The sequence below is a fragment of the Streptomyces sp. NPDC045287 genome, assembly GCF_056432325.1.
The window spans coordinates 18,356-43,236 of record NZ_JBWKJG010000031.1; the positions used below are offsets into that span (position 1 = coordinate 18,356).

At 73.0% G+C, this 24,881-nt stretch carries 17 protein-coding genes; 12 read left to right on the forward strand and 5 right to left on the reverse strand.

Going from position 1 to position 24,881, the window contains the following annotated elements; all coding sequences use genetic code 11:
- Positions 1–37: 37 nt before the first annotated feature.
- The gene (locus AC07D6_RS31835) at positions 38–991 is read left to right on the forward strand and encodes a bifunctional riboflavin kinase/FAD synthetase (protein WP_315876361.1); all 954 of its coding nucleotides are present in this window, start codon (positions 38–40) and stop codon (positions 989–991) included.
- A gap of 56 nt (positions 992–1,047) precedes the next feature.
- Here the strand turns inward: AC07D6_RS31835 and AC07D6_RS31840 are convergent, their stop codons facing one another.
- The 4 genes from AC07D6_RS31840 to eccE form a co-directional block, all read right to left on the reverse strand.
- The gene (locus tag AC07D6_RS31840; RefSeq protein WP_479050188.1) at positions 1,048–3,993 is read right to left on the reverse strand and encodes an SCO5717 family growth-regulating ATPase; all 2,946 of its coding nucleotides are present in this window, start codon (positions 3,991–3,993) and stop codon (positions 1,048–1,050) included.
- Positions 3,994–4,406: 413 nt separating this feature from the next.
- The gene (locus AC07D6_RS31845) at positions 4,407–4,640 is read right to left on the reverse strand and encodes a DUF397 domain-containing protein (protein ID WP_315876363.1); all 234 of its coding nucleotides are present in this window, start codon (positions 4,638–4,640) and stop codon (positions 4,407–4,409) included.
- A 184-nt stretch (positions 4,641–4,824) separates the two neighbouring features.
- A complete protein-coding gene (locus AC07D6_RS31850) occupies positions 4,825–5,541 on the reverse strand; it encodes a hypothetical protein (protein ID WP_315876364.1) in 717 nt (238 codons plus the stop codon).
- Positions 5,541–6,905, reverse strand: a complete 1,365-nt coding sequence (eccE, locus tag AC07D6_RS31855; protein WP_479050191.1) for a type VII secretion protein EccE — start codon at positions 6,903–6,905, stop codon at positions 5,541–5,543. The genes AC07D6_RS31850 and eccE overlap by 1 nt, the downstream gene beginning before the upstream one ends.
- Before the next feature lie 182 nt (positions 6,906–7,087).
- Between eccE and eccB the strand changes: the two genes are divergently transcribed.
- The 7 genes from eccB (at position 7,088) to AC07D6_RS31890 (ending at position 14,276) form a co-directional block, all read left to right on the forward strand.
- Positions 7,088–8,620: a type VII secretion protein EccB gene (gene eccB, locus AC07D6_RS31860; protein ID WP_315876366.1), complete on the forward strand. Its 1,533-nt coding sequence runs from the start codon at positions 7,088–7,090 to the stop codon at positions 8,618–8,620.
- 16 nt (positions 8,621–8,636) lie between these two features.
- Positions 8,637–9,881, forward strand: coding sequence for a type VII secretion-associated serine protease mycosin (gene mycP / locus AC07D6_RS31865; RefSeq protein ID WP_479050193.1), 1,245 nt, complete (start codon positions 8,637–8,639; stop codon positions 9,879–9,881).
- 185 nt (positions 9,882–10,066) lie between these two features.
- Complete coding sequence (locus tag AC07D6_RS31870) at positions 10,067–10,480, forward strand: hypothetical protein (protein ID WP_479050195.1); 414 nt, start codon at positions 10,067–10,069, stop codon at positions 10,478–10,480.
- 5 nt (positions 10,481–10,485) lie between these two features.
- On the forward strand, positions 10,486–12,186 hold the full coding sequence (locus AC07D6_RS31875) for a WXG100 family type VII secretion target (protein ID WP_479050197.1): 1,701 nt from the start codon (positions 10,486–10,488) through the stop codon (positions 12,184–12,186).
- Between the two features lie 26 nt (positions 12,187–12,212).
- The gene (locus AC07D6_RS31880) at positions 12,213–13,475 is read left to right on the forward strand and encodes a S8 family serine peptidase (RefSeq protein WP_479050199.1); all 1,263 of its coding nucleotides are present in this window, start codon (positions 12,213–12,215) and stop codon (positions 13,473–13,475) included.
- Positions 13,476–13,551: 76 nt separating this feature from the next.
- Entirely contained in the window at positions 13,552–13,911 is a 360-nt protein-coding gene (locus AC07D6_RS31885) for a WXG100 family type VII secretion target (RefSeq protein ID WP_315876371.1), read from the forward strand.
- A gap of 62 nt (positions 13,912–13,973) precedes the next feature.
- A complete protein-coding gene (locus tag AC07D6_RS31890; protein WP_315876373.1) occupies positions 13,974–14,276 on the forward strand; it encodes a WXG100 family type VII secretion target in 303 nt (100 codons plus the stop codon).
- A gap of 376 nt (positions 14,277–14,652) precedes the next feature.
- Here AC07D6_RS31890 and eccCa read toward each other — a convergent pair whose 3' ends face one another.
- A complete protein-coding gene (gene eccCa, locus AC07D6_RS31895; RefSeq protein WP_479050202.1) occupies positions 14,653–18,627 on the reverse strand; it encodes a type VII secretion protein EccCa in 3,975 nt (1,324 codons plus the stop codon).
- Positions 18,628–18,889: 262 nt separating this feature from the next.
- Here eccCa and eccD point away from each other — a divergent pair, with 262 nt between their 5' ends.
- The 4 genes from eccD (at position 18,890) to AC07D6_RS31915 (ending at position 24,854) form a co-directional block, all read left to right on the forward strand.
- A complete protein-coding gene (gene eccD, locus AC07D6_RS31900; protein ID WP_479050204.1) occupies positions 18,890–20,392 on the forward strand; it encodes a type VII secretion integral membrane protein EccD in 1,503 nt (500 codons plus the stop codon).
- 202 nt (positions 20,393–20,594) lie between these two features.
- Complete coding sequence (gene rpsO / locus AC07D6_RS31905) at positions 20,595–20,885, forward strand: 30S ribosomal protein S15 (protein ID WP_023586232.1); 291 nt, start codon at positions 20,595–20,597, stop codon at positions 20,883–20,885.
- 364 nt (positions 20,886–21,249) lie between these two features.
- On the forward strand, positions 21,250–23,478 hold the full coding sequence (locus AC07D6_RS31910; protein WP_315881662.1) for a polyribonucleotide nucleotidyltransferase: 2,229 nt from the start codon (positions 21,250–21,252) through the stop codon (positions 23,476–23,478).
- A complete protein-coding gene (locus tag AC07D6_RS31915) occupies positions 23,475–24,854 on the forward strand; it encodes a M16 family metallopeptidase (protein WP_479050207.1) in 1,380 nt (459 codons plus the stop codon). The genes AC07D6_RS31910 and AC07D6_RS31915 overlap by 4 nt, the downstream gene beginning before the upstream one ends.
- Positions 24,855–24,881: the final 27 nt, after the last annotated feature.

The following is a 24,881-nucleotide window of genomic DNA, read 5'->3' on the forward strand; positions in this document are numbered from 1 at the left end:
CATTGACGTACACGGGTTCGGGCGAGGAGCGGTCACAGTGCAGCGCTGGCGAGGCTTGGAGGAGATTCCCCAGGACTGGGGGCGCAGCGTCGTCACCATCGGTTCCTACGACGGCGTCCACCGCGGGCACCAGCTCATCATCGGGCGGGCCGTGGAGCGCGCCCGTGAGCTGGGCGTCCCCGCCGTCGTCGTCACCTTCGACCCGCACCCCTCCGAGGTCGTCCGCCCCGGCAGCCACCCGCCGCTGCTCGCCCCGCACCACCGGCGGGCCGAGCTGATGGGGGAGCTGGGCGTCGACGCGGTGCTGGTCCTGCCGTTCACGACCGAGTTCTCGAAGCTGTCGCCGGCCGACTTCATCGTGAAGGTCCTGGTCGACAAGCTCCACGCGCGCGTGGTCGTCGAGGGCCCCAACTTCCGCTTCGGCCACCGCGCCGCCGGCAACGTCGACTACCTCGCCGAGCTGGGCGCCACGTACGACTACGAGGTCGAGGTCGTCGACCTGTACGTGACGGGCGAGGCGGGCGGCGGGCAGCCGTTCTCGTCGACGCTGACCCGGCGCCTGGTCGGCGAGGGCGACGTCGCGGGCGCCGCCGAGATCCTGGGCCGCCCGCACCGCGTCGAGGGCGTCGTCGTCCGCGGCGCCCAGCGCGGCCGCGAGCTGGGCTACCCGACGGCGAACGTGGAGACCCTGCCGCACACGGCCGTCCCCGCCGACGGCGTCTACGCCGGCTGGCTGACCGCGAACGGCGAGCGGATGCCGGCGGCGATCTCCGTCGGCACGAACCCGCAGTTCGACGGGACGGAGCGGACCGTCGAGGCGTACGCCATCGACCGCGTCGGCCTGGACCTGTACGGGCTGCACGTGGCCGTCGACTTCCTCGCCTACGTGCGGGGGCAGAAGAAGTTCGACTCGATCGAGGCGCTGCTGGAGGCCATCGCGGACGACGTGAAGCGCTGCCGTGAGCTGACCGGGGAGTACGACGCCCGCTGAGGCCGTACGAGGAGGGCCCGCACCGTGGGGACGGTGCGGGCCCTCCTGTCGTGCCGTCACTCCCGGGGCGGGGCGGGGGCCTGCGGCGGCTGCTGGGGCCAGGCGGGGGCCGGCGCGGGCGCGTCGGGGTCGCCGTACGGCACGCCGCCGGACTGGGGCGGCTGCTGGGGCTGGGGCGGCTGGTCCGGCCAGTTGGCCGGGGGCTGCTGCGGCCAGCCCTGCGGGGGCACATCCGGCTGGGCGAACTGGGCGGGGGCCTGCGGCGGCTGCCCGTACGGCTGCCCGGGCGCGGGCTGTCCGGGTACGGGCTGCCCCGGTACGGGCGGCTGACCGCCGTACGGGGGCTGACCGCCGTACGGGGGCTGGGCGGCGTACGGCTGGCCCTGGCCCGGGTGGCCCGGCATTGGCGGCTGGCCCTGGCCCGGGTGGCCCGGCATCGGCGGGGCCATCTGCGGCGGCATGCCGCCGTGCCCGTCACCGGTCCACAGCCCCTGCGCCTGCTGCGCGCGCGTGAAGTCCTCGGCGACCATCGCGGCGAGGTTGAAGTACGCCTCCCGCGTCTTCGGCCGCATCATGTCCAGGTCGACCTCGGCGCCCGCCGCCAGGTGCTCGTCGAACGGCACCACGACGACACCCCGGCAGCGCGTCTCGAAGTGCTGGACGATGTCCTCCACCTTGATCATCTTGCCGGTCTCGCGGACACCCGAGATGACGGTGAGGGAACGCTGCACCAGCTCGGCGTACCCGTGCGCGGAGAGCCAGTCCAACGTCGTGGACGCGCTGGAGGCGCCGTCGACGGAGGGGGTCGAGATGATGATCAACTGGTCGGCGAGGTCGAGCACACCGCGCATGGCGCTGTACAGCAGACCCGTGCCGGAGTCGGTGAGGATCACCGGGTACTGGCGGCCGAGCACGTCGATCGCCCGCCGGTAGTCGGCGTCGTTGAACGTCGTGGAGACGGCCGGGTCCACGTCGTTGGCGATGATCTCCAGTCCGGAGGGCGCCTGCGAGGTGAACCGGCGGATGTCCATGTACGAGTTGAGGTACGGGATCGCCTGGACCAGGTCGCGGATGGTCGCGCCGGTCTCGCGCCGCACGCGGCGGCCGAGCGTACCGGCGTCCGGGTTCGCGTCGATGGCCAGGATCTTGTCCTGGCGCTCACTGGCGAGGGTGGAGCCGAGCGCCGTCGTCGTCGTGGTCTTGCCGACGCCGCCCTTGAGGGAGATGACGGCGATCCGGTAGCAGGACAGGACGGGCGTGCGGATCAGTTGGAGCTTGCGCTGGCGCTCCGCCTCCTCCTTCTTGCCGCCGAGCTTGAAGCGGGAGCCGGCGGAGGGGTTGCGGCTGCTCTTGGGCTTCTGCTTGGTGTTGCGGAGCAACCGGTCGGAGGAGAGCTCGACCGCCGCCGTGTACCCGAGCGGGGCGCCCGGCACGGACGGCTGTCGCTGGTCGTGCGCCACCGGGGAGGGCCAGGCGGCGCCGGTACGGGGGTCGGCGGCGGGCGCGGGGGAGGGCGCCTGGGGCTGGGCCCGGCCCTGGGGGTGCGGGAAGCCGTACCCGTCCTGTGGCTGGCCGGGCTGGCCGGGCTGGCCGGGCTGGCCGGGGTGGGCCTGCGGGGCGGGGTGGCCGGGGTGTTGCGGGGTCTGGCCGGGGTGGACCGGTGCGCCGTACCCGCCCTGCGGCTGCGCGGGCGCGCCCTGCCCGGGCGCCTGGCCCGGCGGGGGGCCGTACGGGTTCTGGGGCTGGGCGGGCCGGGGCTGTTCCGGCACCTGGCCCTGCGGGAAGCCGTAACCGCCCTGCGGCTGCCGGGCGTCGGGCGCGGGCGGCTGCGCGTGCGGGTGGGGGAAGCCGTACCCGTCCTGCCCGGTCGTCCGGCCCGCCGGGAAGCCGTACCCGCCCGGCTGTACGGCGGCCTGCGGGTTCGGGAACGGGGCTGCCGGCGGCTGCGGTGCGCCGGGCGCGGGAGCCGCCCCCGGCCACACGGGCGCGGGCGCCGGGGCGGGCGGGGCCGACTGGTCGGCAGTGGGCGCCGGTACGGGCCACTGCTGCGCCCCGGGCGGCGCCGCCGGCTGGAACGCGGGCGGCAGCGGCGGCAGACCCGGCACGGCCGGCCCACCGCCCGGGGCGTCCTGCTGGGCGGGCTGCGGCGGCCACGGCTGCGACGTGGGCTCACCGGCTGCCGGAGTGAAGTCCTGCGCGGGCGCGGCGTCCGCCGCCGGCTGCTCGGCGGACGGCTGGTCAGTGGACGGCTGGTCAGTGGACGGTCGGTCGGTGGACGGCTGGACGTCACCGCCGTCGGCCGGCCCGTCACTCCGGTCACCACCGTCACCGGAACCGTCCGCCGGCGCCTCGTCCCGAGGCTCCGTACCGGCGCCGGACCCGTCGGCCCGGTCGTCACCGGCCTGCCCGTCGTCCGCCGCGTCGCTGGCCGGTACCCGCTCCTCGTCCGGGGCGACGGCGCTCTCCGGGGCGACGGCGGTGTCGCCCTCCGCCGTACCGCCGTCCCCGGCCCGCCTCTCGCCCTCGCTCCCGCTCTCGGCCCCGCCTGCGGCCTCTGCCTCCGCGCGCTTTGCGGCCTCGTCCGTCTCGTGCTGCGGCGCGGCGGGGGAGAAGCGCGTCGTGGCCCCGCCCCCCGCGTCACCCCCGCCGAACGGCTGCGCCGCGGGAACAGGGGCAGGGGCAGGGGCCGGCTCGTGCACCGCGGGCGGGGCGGCGGGCGGCGCGGACGGCACGGGCGGCACGGGCGGCGGCGTGGAGTGCGGCTGGAACCCCCCGCTCTGCGGCAGGCCGGGAACGGCGATGGGCTGCCCGGTCGGCGGCGGGGGAGGCGTCACCGCACCCGGCGACGGGGCGTCCGCGCCCCCGGCGTTCTGCGTGTACCAGGCGGGCGGGGTGTAGTCGATGGTGAACTCACCCGTCATCTCGGCGGCGTCCACGTCGGACGGATCGTCGACGGGAGGAGCGTTCCATCCCCGGTGGATCTCGTCCCGATCGCCGTTCACTTTGCCTCCTGGTGTGGTCGAGCACCCTTGTGCCGTCGTGGGTGTGGGCGACCGTTCCCGTCGTCCGCGGCCCGGCTCTCCCCTGCGGGCACCGCACGCCCGCGCGGGGTCACGGCCGGCCCCTCCCACCCTAATCGCCGACGGCGCCCGCGCGTCAGGCCCGTCGATCGGCGAGGGCGCCACCGGACCGGTGGACCTCACCGCCATGTGACGCCACCACACCCCTGTGTGAGGAGAGGGTGGAGCGAAAGCCTTCAAAAGCCGACATGTTGACAGCGTCTCACGGCTCCGCGCACCGGTGCGGCCTCTCCAACAATCAGGTCTCGGCCGCCCGCCCCTCCACGCGGAAGGACCCCGCCCGCCCGGGGGTCCCGGGCCGCGGGGTCCGCCGCCACCGCCGTGCCGTCAGCGGTTCACTTCAGGTCGAACTCCCCGTCACGCGCCCCCAGGACGAACGCCCGCCACTCCGCCTCCGTGTAGCGCAGGACCGTGTCCGGGTCCAGCGACGACCGCATGGCGACCGCGCCGCCGGGCAGGTAGGCGATCTCGACGCGCTCCTCGTCGGGGCTGGTGCCCGGAGGGCCGTGCCACTCCACCCCGGAGATGTCGAGGGCGTACAACTCGTCCTTCTCCTGTGCGCTGCCCATCGCTCGAGTCCTTTCGGTAACGGCTGGGACGAACGTGCCCCTTCAGGAGCCCCGCCCGGTCGGCTGCGACGGCGGCTGCGGCTGCGGCACGCGTCACGTCCCGGCATCTTAGAGCCGGACGCGCCGCGGGGCCGGGCCACTTGACAGACGGCACGGAACCCCTCGGCGGTTCTCCGCCGCGGCCTCAGTCCATCCGCCGGGCCGCGCCCAGCAGCCCCGTCTCCGCGTCGGTGCCGCTCGTCATCACCCAGTGCCGCTCCCGCCCCGCGCACCACAGCGTCACGCCGTCCGCGAGCGTCGGCAGGGCCTCGTACTCGGCCCGCGCCAGTCCCAGGATCCGGCCGATCTGCTCCGCCTCCTGCGGGGAGACCCGCTGCACGCCCACGAGCGTCGCGGCGCGCATCAGCCGGGGCGCGACCGGACTCAGGTAGGGCAGCAGCGTCAGCACCGACTGCCACGGCGACGACACGACCCGGCCCCGCGGCGGCCGCATGCCGCAGTCGCGGACGACCACGACCGGGCTGCCGACCGTGGCGCCCATCGGCGGCACCCGGCCCACGTCGTGCAGCGTGACGCACTCCAGACCCGCGCCGGCCGCGTGCGCCAGCGCCGTCCACGCCTGCGCCCGGCCGGTCTCGACGGCCACCCGGGCGCCCGTGCCCGCCGCGCGCAGCGCCAGCACCTGCGCCGTCCACAGGCCGCCGATGAGCAGCACGTCGTACGGGGTGGAGCGGTGGAAGCCCACGATGCGCGGGTTGCCCTCCGCGTCGTCCCCGATGACCACGCCGTCGTCGCCGACCGGCAGGGACAGGGCGCCCATGCCGTCCGCGGCGACGCTGTGGCCCGCGTGGCGCGGGCCGAACAGTCCGCGCGGGGCGCGTGCCGACCGTGCTCCGAACATCACTGCGTCCCTCCCAGCGGTAGCGTCGCCAGCACCCCGGGCAACTGCTCCCGGTCGAGCCGCACCAGACCGACCTTCGCCGACCGGGCGGCCTGCTCCAACGCCCGCCGCACCCCGATGAGTTCGGTGTCCGAGCCGCCGGTGATCCGCACGTACCCGGCCACGTCCACGGTGCCCTGCCGCGATCCGCGGCGCATCGCGAGGCCGAACGTCGTCGCGTACGCGGGCGTCGCCGTCAGCAGCGACACGAGCCTCGCCAGCGGGGACCCCTCGCCGCCGTCGGCCAGGTCCGGCCAGCGGCCCACCGCGTACGTCGTGTGCCAGCGGTCGTCGCACCGCCACACGCGCGCCGTCTCCACCGTGCGGCGCTGCGGCGTGGCGTCCGGGCGGTGCGCGCGGGCCGCCAGCCGGGGGCTCGCGCACGCCGCGGTCGCCATCGTGGAGTTCAGCTCCTCCTGGTCCAGTACGACGGCCTCGAACCCGGCGCCCGTGATCCTGCTCGCCACGTGGTCCGCCGCGCGCACCAGGCACCGCTGGGCGCCCTCGAGACCGCCGCCGCGCGCCGCGATGGCCTCCCGGCAGCGCTCCGGGTCCAGCTTCAGCGCCACCCACGTCATCCGCAGGGCGGGCGCCCCGGTGCGCTGCTGCAGCGGCGCGTACGAGAGCCGGGCCACCGCCTGCTGCGGCAGGTGCGGCGCCGGTGCGGAACGCACCTGCTGCACCAGTTGCGCCGACTCCAGCACGATGTCGTCGACCTCCAGCGCCCCGCCCAGCAGCGACAGCGGGAGCGTCCGCGCGCCGAACGCCGGCCGCGGCGCGGCGCCGCCCGCCTCGACCCGGACGACCGCGGTCAGGAACGTGCCGTCGCCGAGCATGCCGACGGTGCGCCGCTTCCGGTCGACGTAGGGGAACGGCCGGAACCCCGGCAGCCCCTCCACGATCGGCGCCAGCGACGGGTCGACGTCCACGGCGGAGGGCGCGGCCGCCCGGCGGCGGGCGCGCAGGGCCAGCGCCGTCGACGCCCAGTCCGGCACGGCCCGGCCGCGGCGGCGCACCACCGCGAGCAGCACGAGCACCACGGCGACGGACAGCGTCGGGACCAGCCACAGGCCCCGCAGCGCAACCCCGACCGCGGCCAGCGCCAGGGCCAGTTCGACCAGGACCAACTGGCGCAGTTGGAAGGGCCCCACGCGGCCGACCCGCGACAGCGGGCGCGGAACGGGGGCGGGCGCGGAGCCGGGCGCCGGGGAAGCCGGGGCGGAACGATGTCCTCCGGTCCGGCGGCCGTTGCTGCGTTGCCGGCGGGAACGGGCGGGGCGTCCCTCGCCGGACCGCCTCGTGCGCGCGCGCGTCGCCGTACCCATCGCCGCGTTGCCCCCTCGTGTCCGTAAAAGCCGAATTCACACGGCCGTTGACCGGGCGATCACCCTACCTGAGCAAAGCGGCCCGGCCGCCAGCAGGCATAGTAGGGGGCGGTTACGACGGCCGGTGCCCCTTGGGGACCAGGGGGACGCGGCGGCCCAGCGGGGAGAGGGACAGCGGATACATGGCATCGCGTCGGGACGAACTCAACGCCTACACCTTCGCGAAGCGGAGGCTCGTCGCCCAATTCGTCCAGCCCAACTCCACCGGCTCGGAAGAAGGCGCGCCCCGCCCGCTGCGCGCGGTGCTGCCCGGGATCATCGTGGGCGTCGTGGTGCTCGCCGTGTTCGGCGCGTGGGGAATGTTCCGCCCGGTCGCCCCGAAGAACTGGGACCGGCCCGGTGAGAACGTCATCATCGCCAGTAAGTCGACAACACGCTATGTCGTCCTGGAAACCGGCAGGACGAAACAGCTGCACCCGGTCCTCAACATGGCCTCCGCGAAACTCCTGCTGAATCCCGACAAGGGAACGGTCATCAAAGTCGACGAATCCGTACTCGACAGCGGAAAGATCCGGCACGGCGCCACCCTCGGAATTCCGTACGCGCCCGACCGCCTCCCCGACGCGAAGGAGGCCGGCACCGCCAAGCGCTGGGCCGTGTGCGAGCGCCCCGTCGAGGGCGGCCGCGCCATCCAGAAGGCGGCGTTCGTCTTCGCCGACCGCGAGAAGGGCAGGACCGAGGGCCCCGGCCGGCTGAGCGGCGGCGACCTCCTGTACGTCGAGGGGCCCGCCCCCGACCGCACCCGGTACATCGTGGACGCCCAGGGCACCGCGTACCCGGTGGAGAAGAACGAACTGCTGCTCCGCCAGCTCGTCGGCCAGGGCCGCACCCCGCAGCGCGTCTCCGCCGGCTGGTTGGAGACCCTCCACGAGGGCGACGAGATCACCTTCCCCACCATCGACGGCGAGCCCGGTTCCCCCGCCGGCGTCCCCGGCGAGCTGGACCCCGAGGTGAACAAGGTCGGCATGGTCCTCACCGCCACCGACGGCACCAGGAAGCAGCAGTACGTCGTCCTGCCCGGCCGGGTCGCGCCCGTCTCCGACTTCACCGCGAAGCTGCTGCTGAACAGCCGCGAACTGATCGAGCTCGGCCAGGACGGCCAGGCCACGTCCGTCAGCGCCGCCGCCTTCCGGCCGGGCGAGGCGTTCGGCCGCGACAAGAAGTGGCCGCGGGACGCCCCGAAGCCGGTCAACTCCGCGAGCACCGGCGAGGGCAGCCGCAACACCGTCTGCAACGTGCTGCGCGAGGTCGACGAGGACAACGGCTCCACCACCCTCGGCACCTGGGTCGGCGAGGACTTCCCGGCGCCCCTGCCGACCGGTTCCAGCAGCGCGTACGTCACCCCCGGCACGGGCCTCCTCTTCCGCCAGTTCACCGGCTCGCGCACCGACGCCGGCTTCCTCTTCCTCGTCACCGACACCGGCCTGCGGTACGCGATGCAGTCCAACGGCGACAACCCGGCCGACGACTCCGGCATCGGCTCCTCCGGCTCCGAGGACGAGAAGAAGGCGCGCCTCCTGGAGGCGCAGCAGGCCCAGAACCGGCTCGGCTACAAGGACGTCGACCCGCAGCCCGTACCGGCCGCCTGGTCGGCGTTCCTGCCGACCGGTCCGCGCCTGTCGACGGCGGCGGCACGGCAGCCGCAGGGCTCGTGAGGCGGAGGCGTACGCGATGAGGTCCACGAACAGGCGACGGGCGGCGGCCCTGGCGGCGGCGGCGTTCCTCGGGGTCGCCCTGCCCGCCCCGCCGGCCGCGGCGGACACCCCCGGCCAGTGCACGTACCCCGGCAAGCCCTACGAGGGCCGGCCCTGGGCGCTCCAGCGGGTCCTGCTCGACGAGCTGTGGAAGCAGTCCACGGGCAAGGGCGTCCGCGTCGCCGTCATCGACACGGGCGTCGACGTGAAGCACCCGCAGCTGAAGCCGGCCGTCGACACGGGGAGCGGGATCAACCTCATCCCGAAGGACGCCGAGGACGAGCACGGCAACAAGGTGGAGCGCGGCAGGGAGGACGGGACGACCGACACGGTCGGCCACGGCACGAAGGTCGCCGGCATCATCGCCGCGCGCCCCATGAAGGGCACCGGCTTCGTCGGCCTCGCCCCGGACGCGACGATCATCCCCATCCAGCAGAACGACGCCGACGGCAACGGCACGGCCGCGACGCTGGCGACCGCCATCCGGCACGCCATCGAGGAGGAGGCCGACGTCATCAACATCTCCCAGGACACGGCGAACGCCATCGAGCCGACACCGCTCCTGAAGGACGCCGTCCAGGAGGCCCTGGACAAGGAGATCGTGGTCGTCGCGTCCGCGGGCAACGACGGCCTCGACGGCAACGTGAAGAAGACGTACCCCGCCTCCTACGAGGGCGTCCTGGCCGTCGCCGCCTCCGACCGCAACAACGAGCGCGCCGCCTTCTCCCAGTCCGGCGACTTCGTCGGCGTCGCCGCACCCGGCGTGGACATGATCACAACGGTGCCGGGCGGCGGCCACTGCGCCGACAACGGCACCAGCTTCTCCGCCCCGTACGTCGCGGGGATCGCCGCGCTCATCAAGGCCAAGCACGAGGACTGGACGCGCAAGCAGATCGTCGCCCAGATCCAGCAGACCGCGGAACGCTCGATCGCCGGCCACGACCGGCTCGTGGGGTGGGGCGTCGTGGACCCCGTGCGGGCGCTGACGGAGGACGACAAGCCCATCGAGGCCCCGGTCGCCCACGAGGGCGTCACCAAGGCGGAACCGCCGACACCGGCCGAGCTCCACCTGGGCGAGACGCCCGAACAGCGCAACGCCCGCCTCGCGACGTACGTCGTCGTGGGCGGCGGCGTCCTCGTCGCCGCCATCGCCGGCACCGCGATCGCCCTGCGCGACGCCCGCCGCCGCAGCCGTACGACGACGCGTCCCGCGAACGGGTGAGGACGTGCGCGGCCACACCGCAACCGGGGGGCCTTCCCGCGCCGTCCACGCAGAAGACGCGTCACGGGCAGGCCACTTGGGGCTGTCGGAGGCACTGGATAGAGTGGCGGGCGTGCGATCGGTGAATAGCGCAAGAGTTTGATCGCCATGCGTGACCGCTGGAACAACGGGGAGGGACAAGGGTCATGGGCGACCTTGAGCGCGGCGCAGGCGCGCTACGAAATTTCCAGTCCAAGATCAACGCGCTGCTGACGGAATTCGAGAACGGCCCCGGCGGCAGCCAGAAGGTCGCCGAGCACACCATCGAGCGCGGCGCCTTCAGCGGCACCGGTCTGCCCTTCGCGGAAGCGGACGGCTTCTTCGCGCAGTACGCCCGCGTCCACAGGGAACTGGTGTCCCTCTCCAAGCTCCTGGCCGACCAGATGGAGCTCCTGCGCCTCGGCGCCCACGCGGCCGACGTCGGCTTCGACAACGTGGACGAGGACACGCGCCGCCGCTTCCACGCCATCCAGGACCGCCTGGAAGTGGCGGCGGAGGAGCGGCAGAAGCAGGAGAAGCCGGACCACGACATCCAGACCGGTACGAAGGACCTGGGGTAAGGCCGATGGGAACCGAAGACAAGAACCTCACCCCCGAGCAGCAGCAGAGCCAGGAAGCGTCGAAGATCCGGACGACGTTCACCGCCACCGACCGGCTGGAGCGCTTCTCGGCCCAGTTCGAGCGCATGGGCTTCGGCACCGGCAGCGGCCCCGGCGGCTTCTTCGGCAAGACCAACTTCGAGAACGCCCCGCTCAACGCGATGCTGGACCTCCTCGAAGCGGCCAACCCGGCCGACCTGGAGGCCGCCGGCACGGCCCTGGAGGCCGCCCGCAAGGCGCTCAACGACGCGGCGCGCGACCTCAAGAAGGACGCCGCGGCCGTGGACCTGAAGGGTGAGGCGGGTACGGAGTTCCAGCGCTTCGCCGCCGACCTCGCGACGTACACGTACAACCTGGCGAGCTTCGCCAACGTCGTGGGCGCGCAGATGAAGGTCGCCAGCACGGGCCTGGCCTCCGTCCGCAACGCCCGCCCGCCCCGCGACAACCGCCCCGACCCGAAGAAGCCCACGGACTTCCCCCCGTCGGAGCGCACGGCGGACAACGAGGACTACCAGAAGGCCGTCAAGGCGGAACGCGACCGCCAGGAGGCCATCAACCAACTGAACCGCCTGGCGTCGTTCTACGCGGTGTCGGAGCAGACCCTGGCGTCCCAGGAACCGCCGAAGTTCCCGGAGCGGCTGAAGGCGGCGGTGCCGCCGCCGACGGGCACGGGCGCCGTCGGAGACGGCAGCGGTTCACGGGCGGTGCCGCCCACGGGCGTACAGCGTGGTACCGGCGCCGAACAGCCGCAGGCCGCCTACGGGGCCGAGCGCGGCGGTACCACTGGTGTGCCGCCGCGTGCGGACGTCCTCGGCCCCACGCCGCCACCCGCGACGCTGGACCCGTCGATGCAGATCGACACCGTCACCGCCCCGCCCCCTCCGGTGACGGCCCCGCCCGCACCCACGCCCACGCCGACCACTCCCACGGGTGGTGGCGGTCCGGTCACGCCGCCGCCCATGGCTCCCGGACTCCCGAACACGGGGAAGGGGCCGGGTACCAGCCGTGTTCCCGGCACCCCGGCGGTTCCGCGCCCGGCGGGCCCGGCCACCAGCCAGGTCGGCCGTCCGGGTGTTCCCGGGGGCCCGCACGCGGGGCAGGGCGGTCCCGGCCAGGCGGGGCGCACCACCGGACCCGGTCAGACGAACATGGTCGGCCGGCCCGGAGCGCCCGGCACCCCCGGTACGCCCGCCGCTGGACGCCAGGGCGTGATCGGTGGCCAGGGCCCGAACAACATGGTGGGCCGTCCCGGTGCCCCGGGCACGCCGACCGCCGGACGTACGGGCGGCCCCGCACCGGTCACCGGCCGGGCGAGCGGAGGGATCGTGGGCGGCACGCCCCAGCCGCGCACGGCCGCGGGCGGTGCCGGCGGCTCCCGTATCCCCAGGGGTACGGTGATCGGCGGCGAGGGCGCGGCACAGGGCCGGCCGTCGGCTGCACGACCCGTCACGGGGGGCGTCATCGGGGCGAACCCGGGTGCGGGGGCCCGTTCCACGGGCCGGGGCGCGCCCAGTGTGAACGGCGTCGTGGGCACCCCGCGCTCGCAGCGGAACAAGGGCCGGAAGGACGAGGAGCACACCGGTTCCGAGCGTCCCGACTACCTCGTGGAAGACGAAGAGACGTGGACGGCCCGGCGGCGCGGCGCCGTTCCTCCGGTGATCGACTGAGGACAGGAAAGGTGCGGGGAGCCAGGATGACAGCAGGAACGACGCGTCGGTTGCGGCGGCGGGTCACATGCGCGGTCGCGTTGGTCGGCGCGTGGGCCATCGGATTCGTCGGCCTGGCTCCCTCCGCCGTCGCGGAGGACATGCGCGCCCAGCAGTGGTACCTGGACGCGATGCACGTCGACAAGATCTGGAAGAAGACCACCGGCCAAGGCATCAAGGTCGCGGTCATCGACACGGGTGTCAACGCGTCCACCCCCACCTTGCGGGGACAGGTCCTCAAGGGCCTCGACGCAACGAAGGTCAACGGGAAGACGGACGACAACAGCGGCCATGGCACCACCATGGCGGAGCTGATCGCCGGCACAGGACGGGCAGGCGGCATCCAGGGGCTGGCCCCCGGAGCCAAGATCATCCCCTTCCGCACGAACGTGTCCGGCTCCGACGAACTCGACAAGAACCCGTGGGCGCTCGAAGACGCCGTTCGCGCCGCAGCTGACAGCGAAGCGCAGATCATCAACATGTCGTTCGCCTACAGGTACAAGACGGACCGCATGGTCGAGGCGGTGAAGTACGCCCAGAGCAAGGGGAAGTTGATGTTCGCGGGCGTGGGGAATGACGGCGACGGGGAGAACAAGCGACTCTACCCGGCGGCCTTTCCGGAAGTCGTCGGAGTAGCGGCAACCGATCGTGAGGGAACGGTGGGCGAGTTCTCCCAGCACGGCAGCTTCGTCGATATCGCCGCGCCGGGGAAGGGCATTCCGGGCTGGTGCGACGCCAAGTTCGACGGGTACTGCATCAATCAGCAGGGCACGAGCCATGCCACCGCCATCGCCTCCGCCACCGCCGCGCTGATCTGGTCCCTGCACCCCGACTGGACCGCGAACCAGGTCCTGCGCGTCATGTTCGAGAGTGCGGGCCGGAGCGAGGGCTGGAAGCCCGGCACGACGAGCAGCTACCTGGGCCACGGCATCGTCCGCCCCGGCGCCCACATCAACCGGGGCCTCGGCAAGCCCGGTGACCCGGACATCAACCCGTTGACGAACGAGGACACGTCCGGCGCGGGCGGTGGTTCGTCCGCGTCACCCGCATCGTCCGCCTCACCCGCCGCGTCTGCACCAGCTTCGTCACAAGCCCCGCAGGGCCAGGCCACACCCGGCGCGACCGTGGCAGGCTCCAGCGAGGAAGCCGGGGACGGGAGCTCCCTCGGCCTCATTCTTGGCGGCGCCGCGGCCGTGGTCGTCGTCGCGGGGGGAGTCTTCCTCTTCGCCCGCAAGCGCCGTACGCCATAGCGGCAGGAACCGAGCCGCCCGTACCCGACGGTGGCGATCAGACCCACCGAGAACCTCCAGAGAGGAAGCACATCGCATGGCAGTCCAGAAGGTTAATGGCGTTGCCCTCAAGGGGTTGCAGGACGAGCTCACCCGCAACTTCGACGACGTGAAGAGCCAGCTGTCCGTCCTGCAGGCGACCATCGACAGCCTGGAAGGCGCCTGGGCCGGTATCGGTGCCGGTGCGTTCAACCAGAAGCAGGACGCGATCAACCGCAACATGGTGGGCATCGGCAAGCTCCTGCTGAACTTCCAGGAGGCCATCGAGGCGGCCCGCACGATCGCCGGCAACACGGACACCGAGGTCGAGGCCGCCCTCCGCGGTGTCGACGTGGCCGAGGGCTACTCGGGCGACGCCAAGGCCGAGGCCCGCACGTCGAACCTCAGCAACTACTGACCTCTCCCGGCCGCGCACCGTTCGCGGCCGGCACACGACAGCTCGACGCGGTTGGAGGACCGATGGCGAACAACAACGACGGCACGATGATTGTCACTTACGCGAAGCTGGAAGACGCCGCGCGTGACATCAAGAAGCAGGCCGACCGGCTCGACCAGAGCCTGAAGAACATCCAGGCGAAGATCAAGTCGATCTCGTCCCTCTGGGAGGGCGAGGCCCGCGAGGCGTACAACACCGCGCAGGCCGACTGGGACCGCAGGGCGATGCAGATCCACACGTCGCTGGTCCAGATCTCCAACGCGGTCCGCGAGGCGGCCCCCGCGTACCAGCAGGGCGACAAGAAGGCCGCGTCGAACTTCATGTAGGAAGCGGCACGGCCGACATCGGCGGCAAGGGGCGGACACGCGCGGGAGGTGTCCGCCCCGACTGCTGCCACCGTCGCCCCCGCCCCGCCCCCGCCCGCGCCGACGGGATCCGGCGCCCGGCATCGGGATCCGGCGCCCGCCCCCGTCACGCCGGTACGTCGGATGCGCGCCGCGCGGGGGAGCCACCGGCCGCGCGCCCCGTCGCGCCGGGAAGCCGCCGCCGACCGCGAACCGCGCCGCGCTCTCCCGCGGCGGCCCGACCCGTCCCCGCCACCGCGCCCGTCCCCGCCACCGCGCCCGTCCCCGCCACCGCGCCCGGAACCACCGAGGGGCGCCCGCCTCTCCAGGCGGGCGCCCCTCGGTGGTTCCGTGATGCCTACCGCACGTCCGACGGCATCAGACCCGTCTGCACCAGCGGGTTGCCGCGCTGGCGGGAGACGAAGACGCCGCGGCCCGGGGGCATCGGACGGGGGCGGACGCCGCCCAGGACCTCGCCCTCGTGCGGGTCGCCCGACAGGATGACGCCCTGCGCGCCCAGCTCCATCATGCGCTGCATGAACGGCTCGTACGCCGAGCGGCTCGCGCCCGCCGAGTTGCGGGCGATGATGAACCGGACGCCCACGTCCCGCGCGAACGGCAGCAGCTCGGTGAGCGGTGCCAGCGGGTTGCCGCTGGACGTCGACACCAGGTCGTAGTCGTCGACGACCACGTACACCGTCGGGCCCTGCCACCAGCTCCGGTCCCGCAGCTGCTGCGCGGTGACGTCCTCCGCCGGCGTGCGGCGCCGCATCAGCCCCGACAGGGCCTCCACGTGGTGGTCCATGTTGTTGGACATCGGCACGTACTCCGCCAGGTGCGTCGGCGGGGTGGCATCCAGCAGCGCGCGCCGGTTGTCGATGACGAACAGCTTGCAGCTGTCCCCGTCGTACCGCTCGCTCAGCTGCTTGACGAGCAGCCGCAGCAGGTTCGACTTGCCCGACTCGCTCTCGCCGAAGACCAGGAAGAACGGGTCGCGTTCGAAGTCCACGAAGACCGGCGCCAGGTTGTTCTCGTCGATCGCGAAGGCGACGCCGCGCTCCGGGTGGGCGAAGCCCGCGGGCAGGTTCGCCGCCGGCAGCTCGCGCGGCAGGAGCCGCACGCCCGGCGCGCCCGGCAGCGTCCAGTGCCGGGACACCTCCTGCGCCATCGCCGCCGTCGCCTCCGACAGGTCGCTGTCCGAGTTGATGCCGTCGATCCGCGGCACCGCCGCCATGAAGTGCAGCTTCTCCGGGGTGAGGCCCCGGCCCGGCACGCCCGCGGGCACGTTTTGCGCGACCCGGCGGTCCAGCTCGGAGTCCATCGGGTCGCCGAGCCGCAGCTCCAGCCGGTTCATCAGGTGGTCCTTGAGGTTGGCGCGCACCTCCATGGACCGCGACGCGGTGAGGACGAGGTGGATGCCGTAGCCGAGGCCGCGCGCCGCGATGTCCATCACGAGGTGCTCCAGCCCCTCGTAGTCGGAGCGGAAGCTGCCCCAGCCGTCGATGACGAGGAACACGTCGCCCCACGGCTGGTCCGTCACCGGGATGTCGCCGCGCGCCCGCAGCCGCCGGTACGTGGCGATCGAGTCGATGCCCGCGCTGCGGAAGTACTCCTCGCGCCGCGACAGGATGCCGTACACCTCCGCGACCGTGCGCCGCACCCGCTCCGGGTCGAGGCGCGAGGCGACACCGCCCACGTGCGGCAGCCCCGCGACCGCCGACATGCCGCCGCCACCGAAGTCCAGGCCGTAGAACTGCACCTCGTGCGGCGTGTGCGTCAGCGCGAACGCCGAGATGATCGTCCGCAGCAACGTCGACTTGCCGGACTGCGGACCGCCCACGATCTGCATGTGGCCCGCCGCGCCCGAGAAGTCCCGGTACAGCGTGTCGCGACGCTGCTCGAACGGCTTGTCGACCACGCCGACCGGCACGACCAGCCGGCCCGCGCCCTCGAAGCCCGGCTGCGTCAGCCCGCGCCCCGGCACCTCGGCCAGACCCGGCAGCAGCTCGTCCAGCGGCGGCGGGTTGTCCAGCGGCGGCAGCCACACCTGGTGCGCCTCCACGCCGCGGCCCTCCAGCCGCCGCACGATCACGTCCAGCACGGAGTCGGCGAGCGCGTCGTCCTCCGGCCGGCCCCCGTCCGGCCGCGCGGCCCGGGCCGCCGGCTGCACGTACCGGATCGGCACCGGCGCCGCCGTGAACGGCACCGGCCGCCGGTCCACCGGCAGCGAGCCCCCGGCCTCCGCCAGCGCCTGCGCGTTGGAGCGGTACACCCCCGACACGTACGCCGCCTTGAACCGCACCATCTCGTCCGTACCGAACTTCAGGTACCCGGAACCGGGCACGTTCGGCAGGTGGTACGCGTCGGGCACGCCGATCGCCGCGCGCGACTCCGCCGTGGAGAACGTCCGCAGGCCGATCCGGTACGACAGGTACGTCTCCAGGCCGCGCAGCCGGCCCTCCTCCAGCCGCTGCGACGCCAGCAGCAGGTGCACGCCGAGGGACCGGCCGATGCGGCCGATCTGCACGAACATCTCGATGAAGTCCGGCTTCGCGGTGAGCAGTTCGCTGAACTCGTCGATGACGAGGACGAGCGAAGGGATCGGCTGGAGGGGGGCGCCGGCCGCGCGCGCCTTCTCGTAGTCGTGGATGTTCGCGTAGTTGCCCGCGTCACGGAGCATCTCCTGGCGGCGGTTCAGCTCGCCGCGGATGGAGTCGCCCATGCGGTCGACGAGCGTCAGGTCGTCCGCCAGGTTGGTGATGACGGCGGCGACGTGCGGCATCTGCGACATGCCGGCGAACGTCGCACCGCCCTTGAAGTCCGCGAGGACGAAGTTCAACGTCTCCGACGAGTGCGTGACCGCCAGGCCCAGCACCAGCGTCCGCAGCAGCTCCGACTTGCCGGAACCGGTCGCGCCGACGCACAGGCCGTGCGGGCCCATGCCCTCCTGCGCGGCCTCCTTCAGGTCCAGCATGACCGGCGAGCCGTCCTCGCCGACACCGATCGGCACGCGCAGCCGCTCCGACTGCGACCGCGGCCGCCACGTCCGGCTGACGTCGACGGAGGCGGCGTCGCCGAGGTTCAGCAGGTCGGTGAAGTCCAGGTTCGCCAGCAGCGGCTCGTCGTCGTCGCCACCCGACGCCATCCGCAGCGGCGCCAACTGGCGGGCCAACGCCTCGGCGGCCTCCGGGCTCAGCCCGTCCGGCGTGCCCTCGTACACGAGCCCGTGGCCCGACTCCAGCCGCAGCTCGCCGGGGTGGACCACCACCGAAAGCTGGCCGCGCGCCCCGGCGCCCTCGCCCCGGACGACCTCGACGATCGTGACGCCCTGCAGGCCCTCCGCGGCGGCCAGCGGCGACATCGGCGGCACCGTCTGCCCGTCGAGCACGACCACGACGTGCGGCCGGTCCAGCAGCGGGTGGTCGCCACCCTGGAAGCGCGGCCGGCCCTCCAGCAGCCCGGCGAGCAGGTCCTGCAGGTCCATCGGGTCCGTGGTGATCAGGCGCCGCGTGCCCGCCCCGTCGACGGCGCCCCGCGCCTGCACGTGCGGCAGCCACTTGGCCCACTCCCACCGCGGCGCGGCGTCCTGGCCCGCGGCGACGGCGATGACCAGGTCCTCGGGCGAGTGCAGCGACGCCAGCGAGGCGACCATGGCGCGCGCGGACGCCCGTACGGACTCCTGCTCACCGCTCACCGTCACGTGGTAGAAGGCGCGCAGCGACACCGCCATGGGCAGCCCGTCGAGCGTGCCGTGCGTCGCCAGGAACTGGCGCATCGCGCCCGCCGTCAGCGGCTCCAGGTCGTCCACCGGCGCCGTCTCGGGGGCGACCAGCGGCGTGGCGAGCTGCTGGCTGCCCAGGCCGACGCGCACCTGCCCGAAGTCGTCGTCGCCCACGCGCCGCTCCCACACCCGGCTGCCCTCGGCGACCAGCGCCCACAACTGCTCGGGGGAGGGGTGCAGGTAGAACTGGGCGTCACGCTGGAGGCGCGCGGTCCGCAGCACGGCACGCCGCGTCTGGTTCAGGTACTTGAGGTAGTCGCGCCGCAGGTCGGCGAGCTGTCCCTGGGTGCCGCGCCGGTACCGCACCAGCATCGCGATGCCCATGCCGACGGTCGACGCGATCATCACCATGCCCATGATCCGCATGATCGGGTTCGGGGTCATGAAGAAGAACACGACGGAGCCGCCCATGCCGAGCATCGGCAGGATCTGCATCAGCGCCCCCTCCTGCTGCCCACGGGGCAGCTCGGGCGGCGGTTGCACCTGCACCTGCTCGCTGGGCACTTCGGACGGCAGGACCCGTGGTGGGCGCTTGACGACGATCTGGCTCACAGCTCACCAATTCCCTTGCCGGACGGAAACGTTCCTATCGGCGCCCCCGTGGCGACGGGTTCCATCCGCGGTTGGGGATCCTACTTGCGTGGGGGGTGACGGCCGGGCGGTAGGGTGACGCGACGGATTTGCGGACCCGTGAACTACCGCAAAACAGGGGGCATTCGAAGCGCAGGCAGGCGCTTTGGCCACGACGGCGCCGGCACACCGCCGTCCACGCCCGAGAAGTCACCGTTCTCACGAGGGGAAGCAGAAGGTGAGCATGACGGCCCAGGCGGCGGCCACCACGACCGGCCACCCGGCTCCCGCGACGCCGTCCGGCGGCGGAACCGGCTTCTGCCGCGTCACCGTCGTCGCGCCCGACGGACGCGTCGACGTGGCGCTGCCCGAGGACATCCCGGTCGCCGACCTCTACCCGGAGATCCTCCGGCTGTCCGGCCAGAGCCCCGCCGAGGGCGGCCCGGTCGGCTACCACCTGGTCCGCCGCGACGGCACGGTGCTCGACGCGGCCAGGTCGCTGGCGGCCCAGCGCATCCTCGACGGCGAGCTGCTCTCCCTGCGGCCCTTCGCCGAGTCGCTGCCGCCGGCCGTCTTCGACGACGTCTCGGACGCCGTCGCCTCCGCCGTCGCCCGCGACCGCCGCTTCTGGACGGACGCGCTGATGCGCGGCTCCGGCCTGTTCGGCGGCTCCGTCCTGCTGGTGCTGCTCGCGTTCGTCCTGTGGCAGGCCGACCCGCGCCACGACACGCACGGACTGCCGGGCATCCTCGCCGGCGTCGCCGCGCTGCTCCTCCTGGCGCTCGCCTGCGTCCGCGCCCGCGTGTACGACGACCGCGGCTCGGCCGTCGCCCTCGGCCTCGGCGCGATGGCGAACGCCGCCGTCGGCGGCTCCGGACTGCTGTCGTTCGCCGCCGGCCAGGGCCCGGGCCGGCTGCAGTTCCTGCTCGCCTGCGCCGCCGTCCTCGTCACGTCGCTGATCCTCATGCTCGTCGCGCCCTCCGGCGACGGGCCGTTCGTCGCGTTCGTCTTCGCCTCCGCCGTGGGCCTGCTCGTGACGTTCGCCGCGATCCTGACGGGCATCGGCCCCGTGGAGACCGCCGCGGTCTGCCCGCCCCTCGCCGTCGGCGCGCTCGCCTTCCTGCCCGGCCTGTCCACCCGCCTCGCCCGGCTCCCCATCGGCTTCGACCCGCCCCGCACCACCGTCGGTGGGTACGACGGCGGCGACGGCGCCCCGCAGGGCCCGGTCGACGCCGCCCGCATCGCCGCCCAGGCCCGGCGCGGCCACGAACTGCTCGTCGGCCTGGTCGGCGGCTGCGCCCTGGTCGCGGTCACCGCGGCGGGCGTGCTCGGCTTCTCCGACAACGTGTGGGGCCAGCTCCTCGCCCTCGCCACGGGCGCCGCGATGATGATGCGCGCCCACCTGTTCCGGTACTCCGCGCAGGTCGGCTGCGCGCTGGCCGCCGGCCTCGGTTCCCTCGTCCTGCTCGGCCTCGGCCTGTGCGTCAACCCGCCGGAGGGCGTCGTCCGCGCCGCGCTGCGCGGCGACAGCGGGGCGCTGGACCTGCGCACGGTGTGGCTGGCCGCGGCCATCGCCCTCGTCGCGGCCCTGATCGTCGCCATCGGGCTGATCGTGCCGAACAAGGGCGTCACGCCCTTCTGGGGCCGCTTCCTGGAGATCGCGGAGGGTTTCTTCCTGCTCACCCTGGTCCCGCTCTGCCTGGCGGTCTTCGACGTCTACCACGCGATCCGCGCCCTCACCTCGTGAGCGCCTCGTGAGCACGCCGCACGGCGGCACGTCGTACGGCGCCCACGCGGACTGGTACGCTGTGTGACGGCCGTTTGTGTACGCGCCCCCGGAGCATCTGGGAGCAGCGCTCATCGAGCCTTCGCCTCCGAGTCACGGAAGTCCCCCTGAGACCAAGACCAGGGGCACTCGCGGGCGCATCGAACACCAAGAGGAGTACCGAGTGTCTCTCGACGCCGCCACGAAGAAGCAGATCATGGCCGAGTTCGGCACCAAGGAGGGCGACACCGGCTCCCCCGAGGTCCAGGTCGCGCTGCTCTCCCGCCGCATCTCGGACCTGACCGAGCACCTGAAGACCCACAAGCACGACCACCACTCCCGCCGTGGTCTGCTGATCCTCGTCGGCCAGCGCCGCCGCCTGCTGCAGTACCTGGCCAAGAAGGACATCCAGCGCTTCCGCGCGCTGGTCGACCGCCTCGGCATCCGCCGCGGTGCGGCCGGCGGCGCCAAGTAAGACGCCGTGAGGGGAGCGGTTCCCGACGACAGGGAGCCGCTCCCTTTGCTGTACGCGTGTACCGCACGCGGTGATCGGAATGCGATCCTGGGTACAGGCTCAGTAATCTGGTCGCACAACGACACAACGAACACCCCATGACGCGGACGGAACCGGACGCGTTCATGGCACGGAGGAGAGGCCGCCTCGCCGTCGCCGGTCCTCGGTAGTGGCCCCCGGGCCCCATGGGACGCAAGGTCCCAGGGCGCACCCGGGTGCTTCGATCGAAGACCGGCCCGCAGACAAGGCGAGATCTCTCCGCTCCCCGTCCCGCGCCACACGGGCGCACGGACGAAAAGACGACAAGCAAACGGAGAAACCGCTGGTGGAGAACGAGACCCACTACGCCGAGGCCGTCATCGACAACGGCCCCTTCGGCACCCGCACCATCCGCTTCGAGACGGGCCGCCTGGCCAAGCAGGCCGCCGGCTCGGCCGTCGCGTACCTGGACGACGACACCATGGTGCTGTCGGCCACCACCGCGTCCAAGAAGCCCAAGGACCAGCTCGACTTCTTCCCCCTGACGGTCGACGTCGAGGAGCGGATGTACGCGGCCGGCAAGATCCCCGGCTCGTTCTTCCGCCGCGAGGGCCGGCCCTCCGAGGACGCGATCCTCACCTGCCGCCTGATCGACCGCCCGCTGCGCCCCTCCTTCAAGAAGGGCCTGCGCAACGAGATCCAGATCGTCGAGACGATCATGGCGCTCAACCCCGACCACCTCTACGACGTGGTCGCGATCAACGCCGCCTCCTGCTCCACGCAGCTGGCCGGCCTGCCCTTCTCCGGCCCCATCGGCGCCACCCGCGTCGCCCTCATCAAGGGCCAGTGGGTCGCCTTCCCGACGCACACCGAGCTCGAGGACGCCGTCTTCGACATGGTCGTCGCGGGCCGCGTCCTGGAGGACGGCGACGTCGCGATCATGATGGTCGAGGCCGAGGCCACCGAGAAGACCATCGAGCTGGTCAAGGGCGGTGCCGAGGCCCCCACCGAGGAGGTCGTCGCCGCCGGTCTCGAGGCCGCGAAGCCGTTCATCAAGGTCCTGTGCAAGGCCCAGTCGGACCTCGCCGCCAAGGCCGCCAAGCCGGTCGGCGAGTTCCCGATCTTCCTCGACTACGAGGACGACGTCCTGGAGGCGCTCACCGCCGCCGTCAAGACGGAGCTCGCCCAGGCGCTCACCATCGCCGGCAAGCAGGAGCGCGAGAACGAGCTGGAGCGCGTCAAGGCGGTCGCCGCCGAGAAGCTGCTCCCGCAGTTCGAGGGCCGCGAGAAGGAGATCTCCGCGGCGTACCGCTCGCTGACCAAGTCCCTGGTCCGCGAGCGCGTCATCAAGGACAAGGTCCGCATCGACGGCCGCGGCCTGACGGACATCCGTACGCTCGCCGCCGAGGTCGAGGCGATCCCGCGCGTGCACGGCTCCGCGCTGTTCGAGCGCGGCGAGACGCAGATCCTCGGCGTCACCACGCTGAACATGCTGCGCATGGAGCAGCAGCTGGACACCCTCTCCCCGGTGACCCGCAAGCGCTACATGCACAACTACAACTTCCCGCCGTACTCCACCGGCGAGACCGGCCGCGTCGGCTCCCCGAAGCGCCGCGAGATCGGCCACGGCGCCCTCGCCGAGCGCGCCCTCGTGCCGGTGCTGCCGTCGCGCGAGGAGTTCCCGTACGCGATCCGCCAGGTGTCCGAGGCGCTCGGCTCCAACGGCTCGACGTCCATGGGCTCGGTCTGCGCGTCCACGATGTCGCTGCTGAACGCCGGTGTGCCGCTGAAGGCCCCGGTCGCCGGCATCGCCATGGGCCTGATCTCCCAGGAGATCGACGGCAAGACGCACTACGTCACCCTCACCGACATCCTCGGTGCGGAGGACGCCTTCGGCGACATGGACTTCAAGGTCGCCGGTACGAAGGAGTTCGTCACCGCCCTCCAGCTCGACACCAAGCTGGACGGCATCCCGGCCTCCGTCCTGGCCGCGGCCCTCAAGCAGGCCCGCGACGCCCGCCTCCACATCCTCGACGTGATGATGGAAGCGATCGACCGCCCGGACGAGATGTCCCCGAACGCCCCGCGGATCATCACCGTCAAGATCCCCGTGGACAAGATCGGCGAGGTCATCGGCCCCAAGGGCAAGATGATCAACCAGATCCAGGAGGACACCGGCGCCGAGATCACGATCGAGGACGACGGCACCATCTACATCGGTGCCGCCGACGGCCCGTCCGCCGAGGCCGCCCGCGCCACGATCAACGGCATCGCCAACCCGACCATGCCGGAGGTCGGCGAGCGCTACCTGGGCACGGTCGTCAAGACCACGACCTTCGGTGCGTTCGTCTCGCTCCTCCCGGGCAAGGACGGCCTGCTGCACATCTCGCAGATCCGCAAGCTCGCCGGTGGCAAGCGCGTGGAGAACGTCGAGGACGTGCTCGCGGTCGGCTCCAAGGTCCAGGTCGAGATCGCCGAGATCGACCAGCGCGGCAAGCTCTCCCTCATCCCCGTCCTCGCGGACGAGGAAGGCGCCGAGGGCACCGAGGACGCGAAGGACGACACCGACAAGTGACGTCCCGTAGTCTCCGGACGACGGCCCGCACCTCCTCGGAGGCGCGGGCCGTCGCCCGTACCCAAACGCTTCTCCCCGGCAAGGACGGCATCGGCACGGTCCGCCGCACCACCCTCCCGGGCGGCCTCCGCGTCGTCACCGAGACGCTCCCCTCCGTACGCTCCGCCACCTTCGGGATCTGGGCCCACGTCGGCTCCCGCGACGAGACGCCCACCCTCAACGGCGCCACGCACTACCTGGAGCACCTCCTCTTCAAGGGCACGCGGCGGCGCAGCGCCCTCGACATCTCCGCCGCGATCGACGCGGTCGGCGGCGAGATGAACGCCTTCACGGCGAAGGAGTACACGTGCTACTACGCGCGCGTGCTCGACACGGACCTGCCGCTCGCCATCGACGTCGTCTGCGACATGCTCACGGGCTCGCTGATCCTCGCCGAGGACGTCGACGCCGAGCGCGGCGTGATCCTCGAAGAGATCGCGATGACCGAGGACGACCCGGGTGACGTCGTCCACGACCTGTTCGCCGAGACGATGTTCGGCGACACCCCGCTGGGCCGCCCCGTCCTCGGCACGGTCGACACGATCAACGCCCTCACCCGCGACCAGATCGCCCGCTTCTACAAGAAGCACTACGACCCGACGCACCTGGTCGTCGCCGCCGCCGGCAACGTCGACCACGCCGCGGTCGTCCGCCAGGTCCGCCGCGCCTTCGAGAAGGCCGGCGCCCTGACCCGCGCGGACGCCGTCCCGGTCGCCCCGCGCGACGGCCGCCGCGCCATCCGCACGGCCGGCCGCGTCGAACTGGTCAACCGCAGGACGGAGCAGGCCCACGTCGTCCTCGGCGTGCCCGGCCTCGCCCGCACCGACGAGCGCCGCTGGGCCCTGGGCGTCCTCAACACCGCCCTCGGCGGCGGCATGTCCTCCCGCCTCTTCCAGGAGGTCCGCGAGAAGCGCGGCCTGGCCTACAGCGTGTACTCGTACACGTCGGGCTTCGCCGACTGCGGCCTGTTCGGCGTCTACGCGGGCTGCCGCCCCAGCCAGGTCCACGACGTGCTGCGGATCTGCCGCGACGAACTGGACCGGGTCGCGGGCGAGGGCCTGTCCGACGACGAGATCGCCCGCGCCGTCGGCCAGCTCTCCGGCTCCACCGTCCTCGGCCTGGAGGACACCAGCGCCCTGATGAACCGCATCGGCAAGAGCGAGCTGTGCTGGGGCGACCAGATGTCCGTCGACGACATGCTGGCCCGCATCGCCGCCGTCACCCCCGACGAGGTCCGCGCGGTGGCGTCCGAACTGCTCGGACAGCGGCCGTCGCTCGCGGTGATCGGCCCGCTCAAGGACAAGCAGGCGGACCGCCTCCACGCGGCCGTCTCCTGACCCGACCCCTCCGCCGCAACCCGTAAG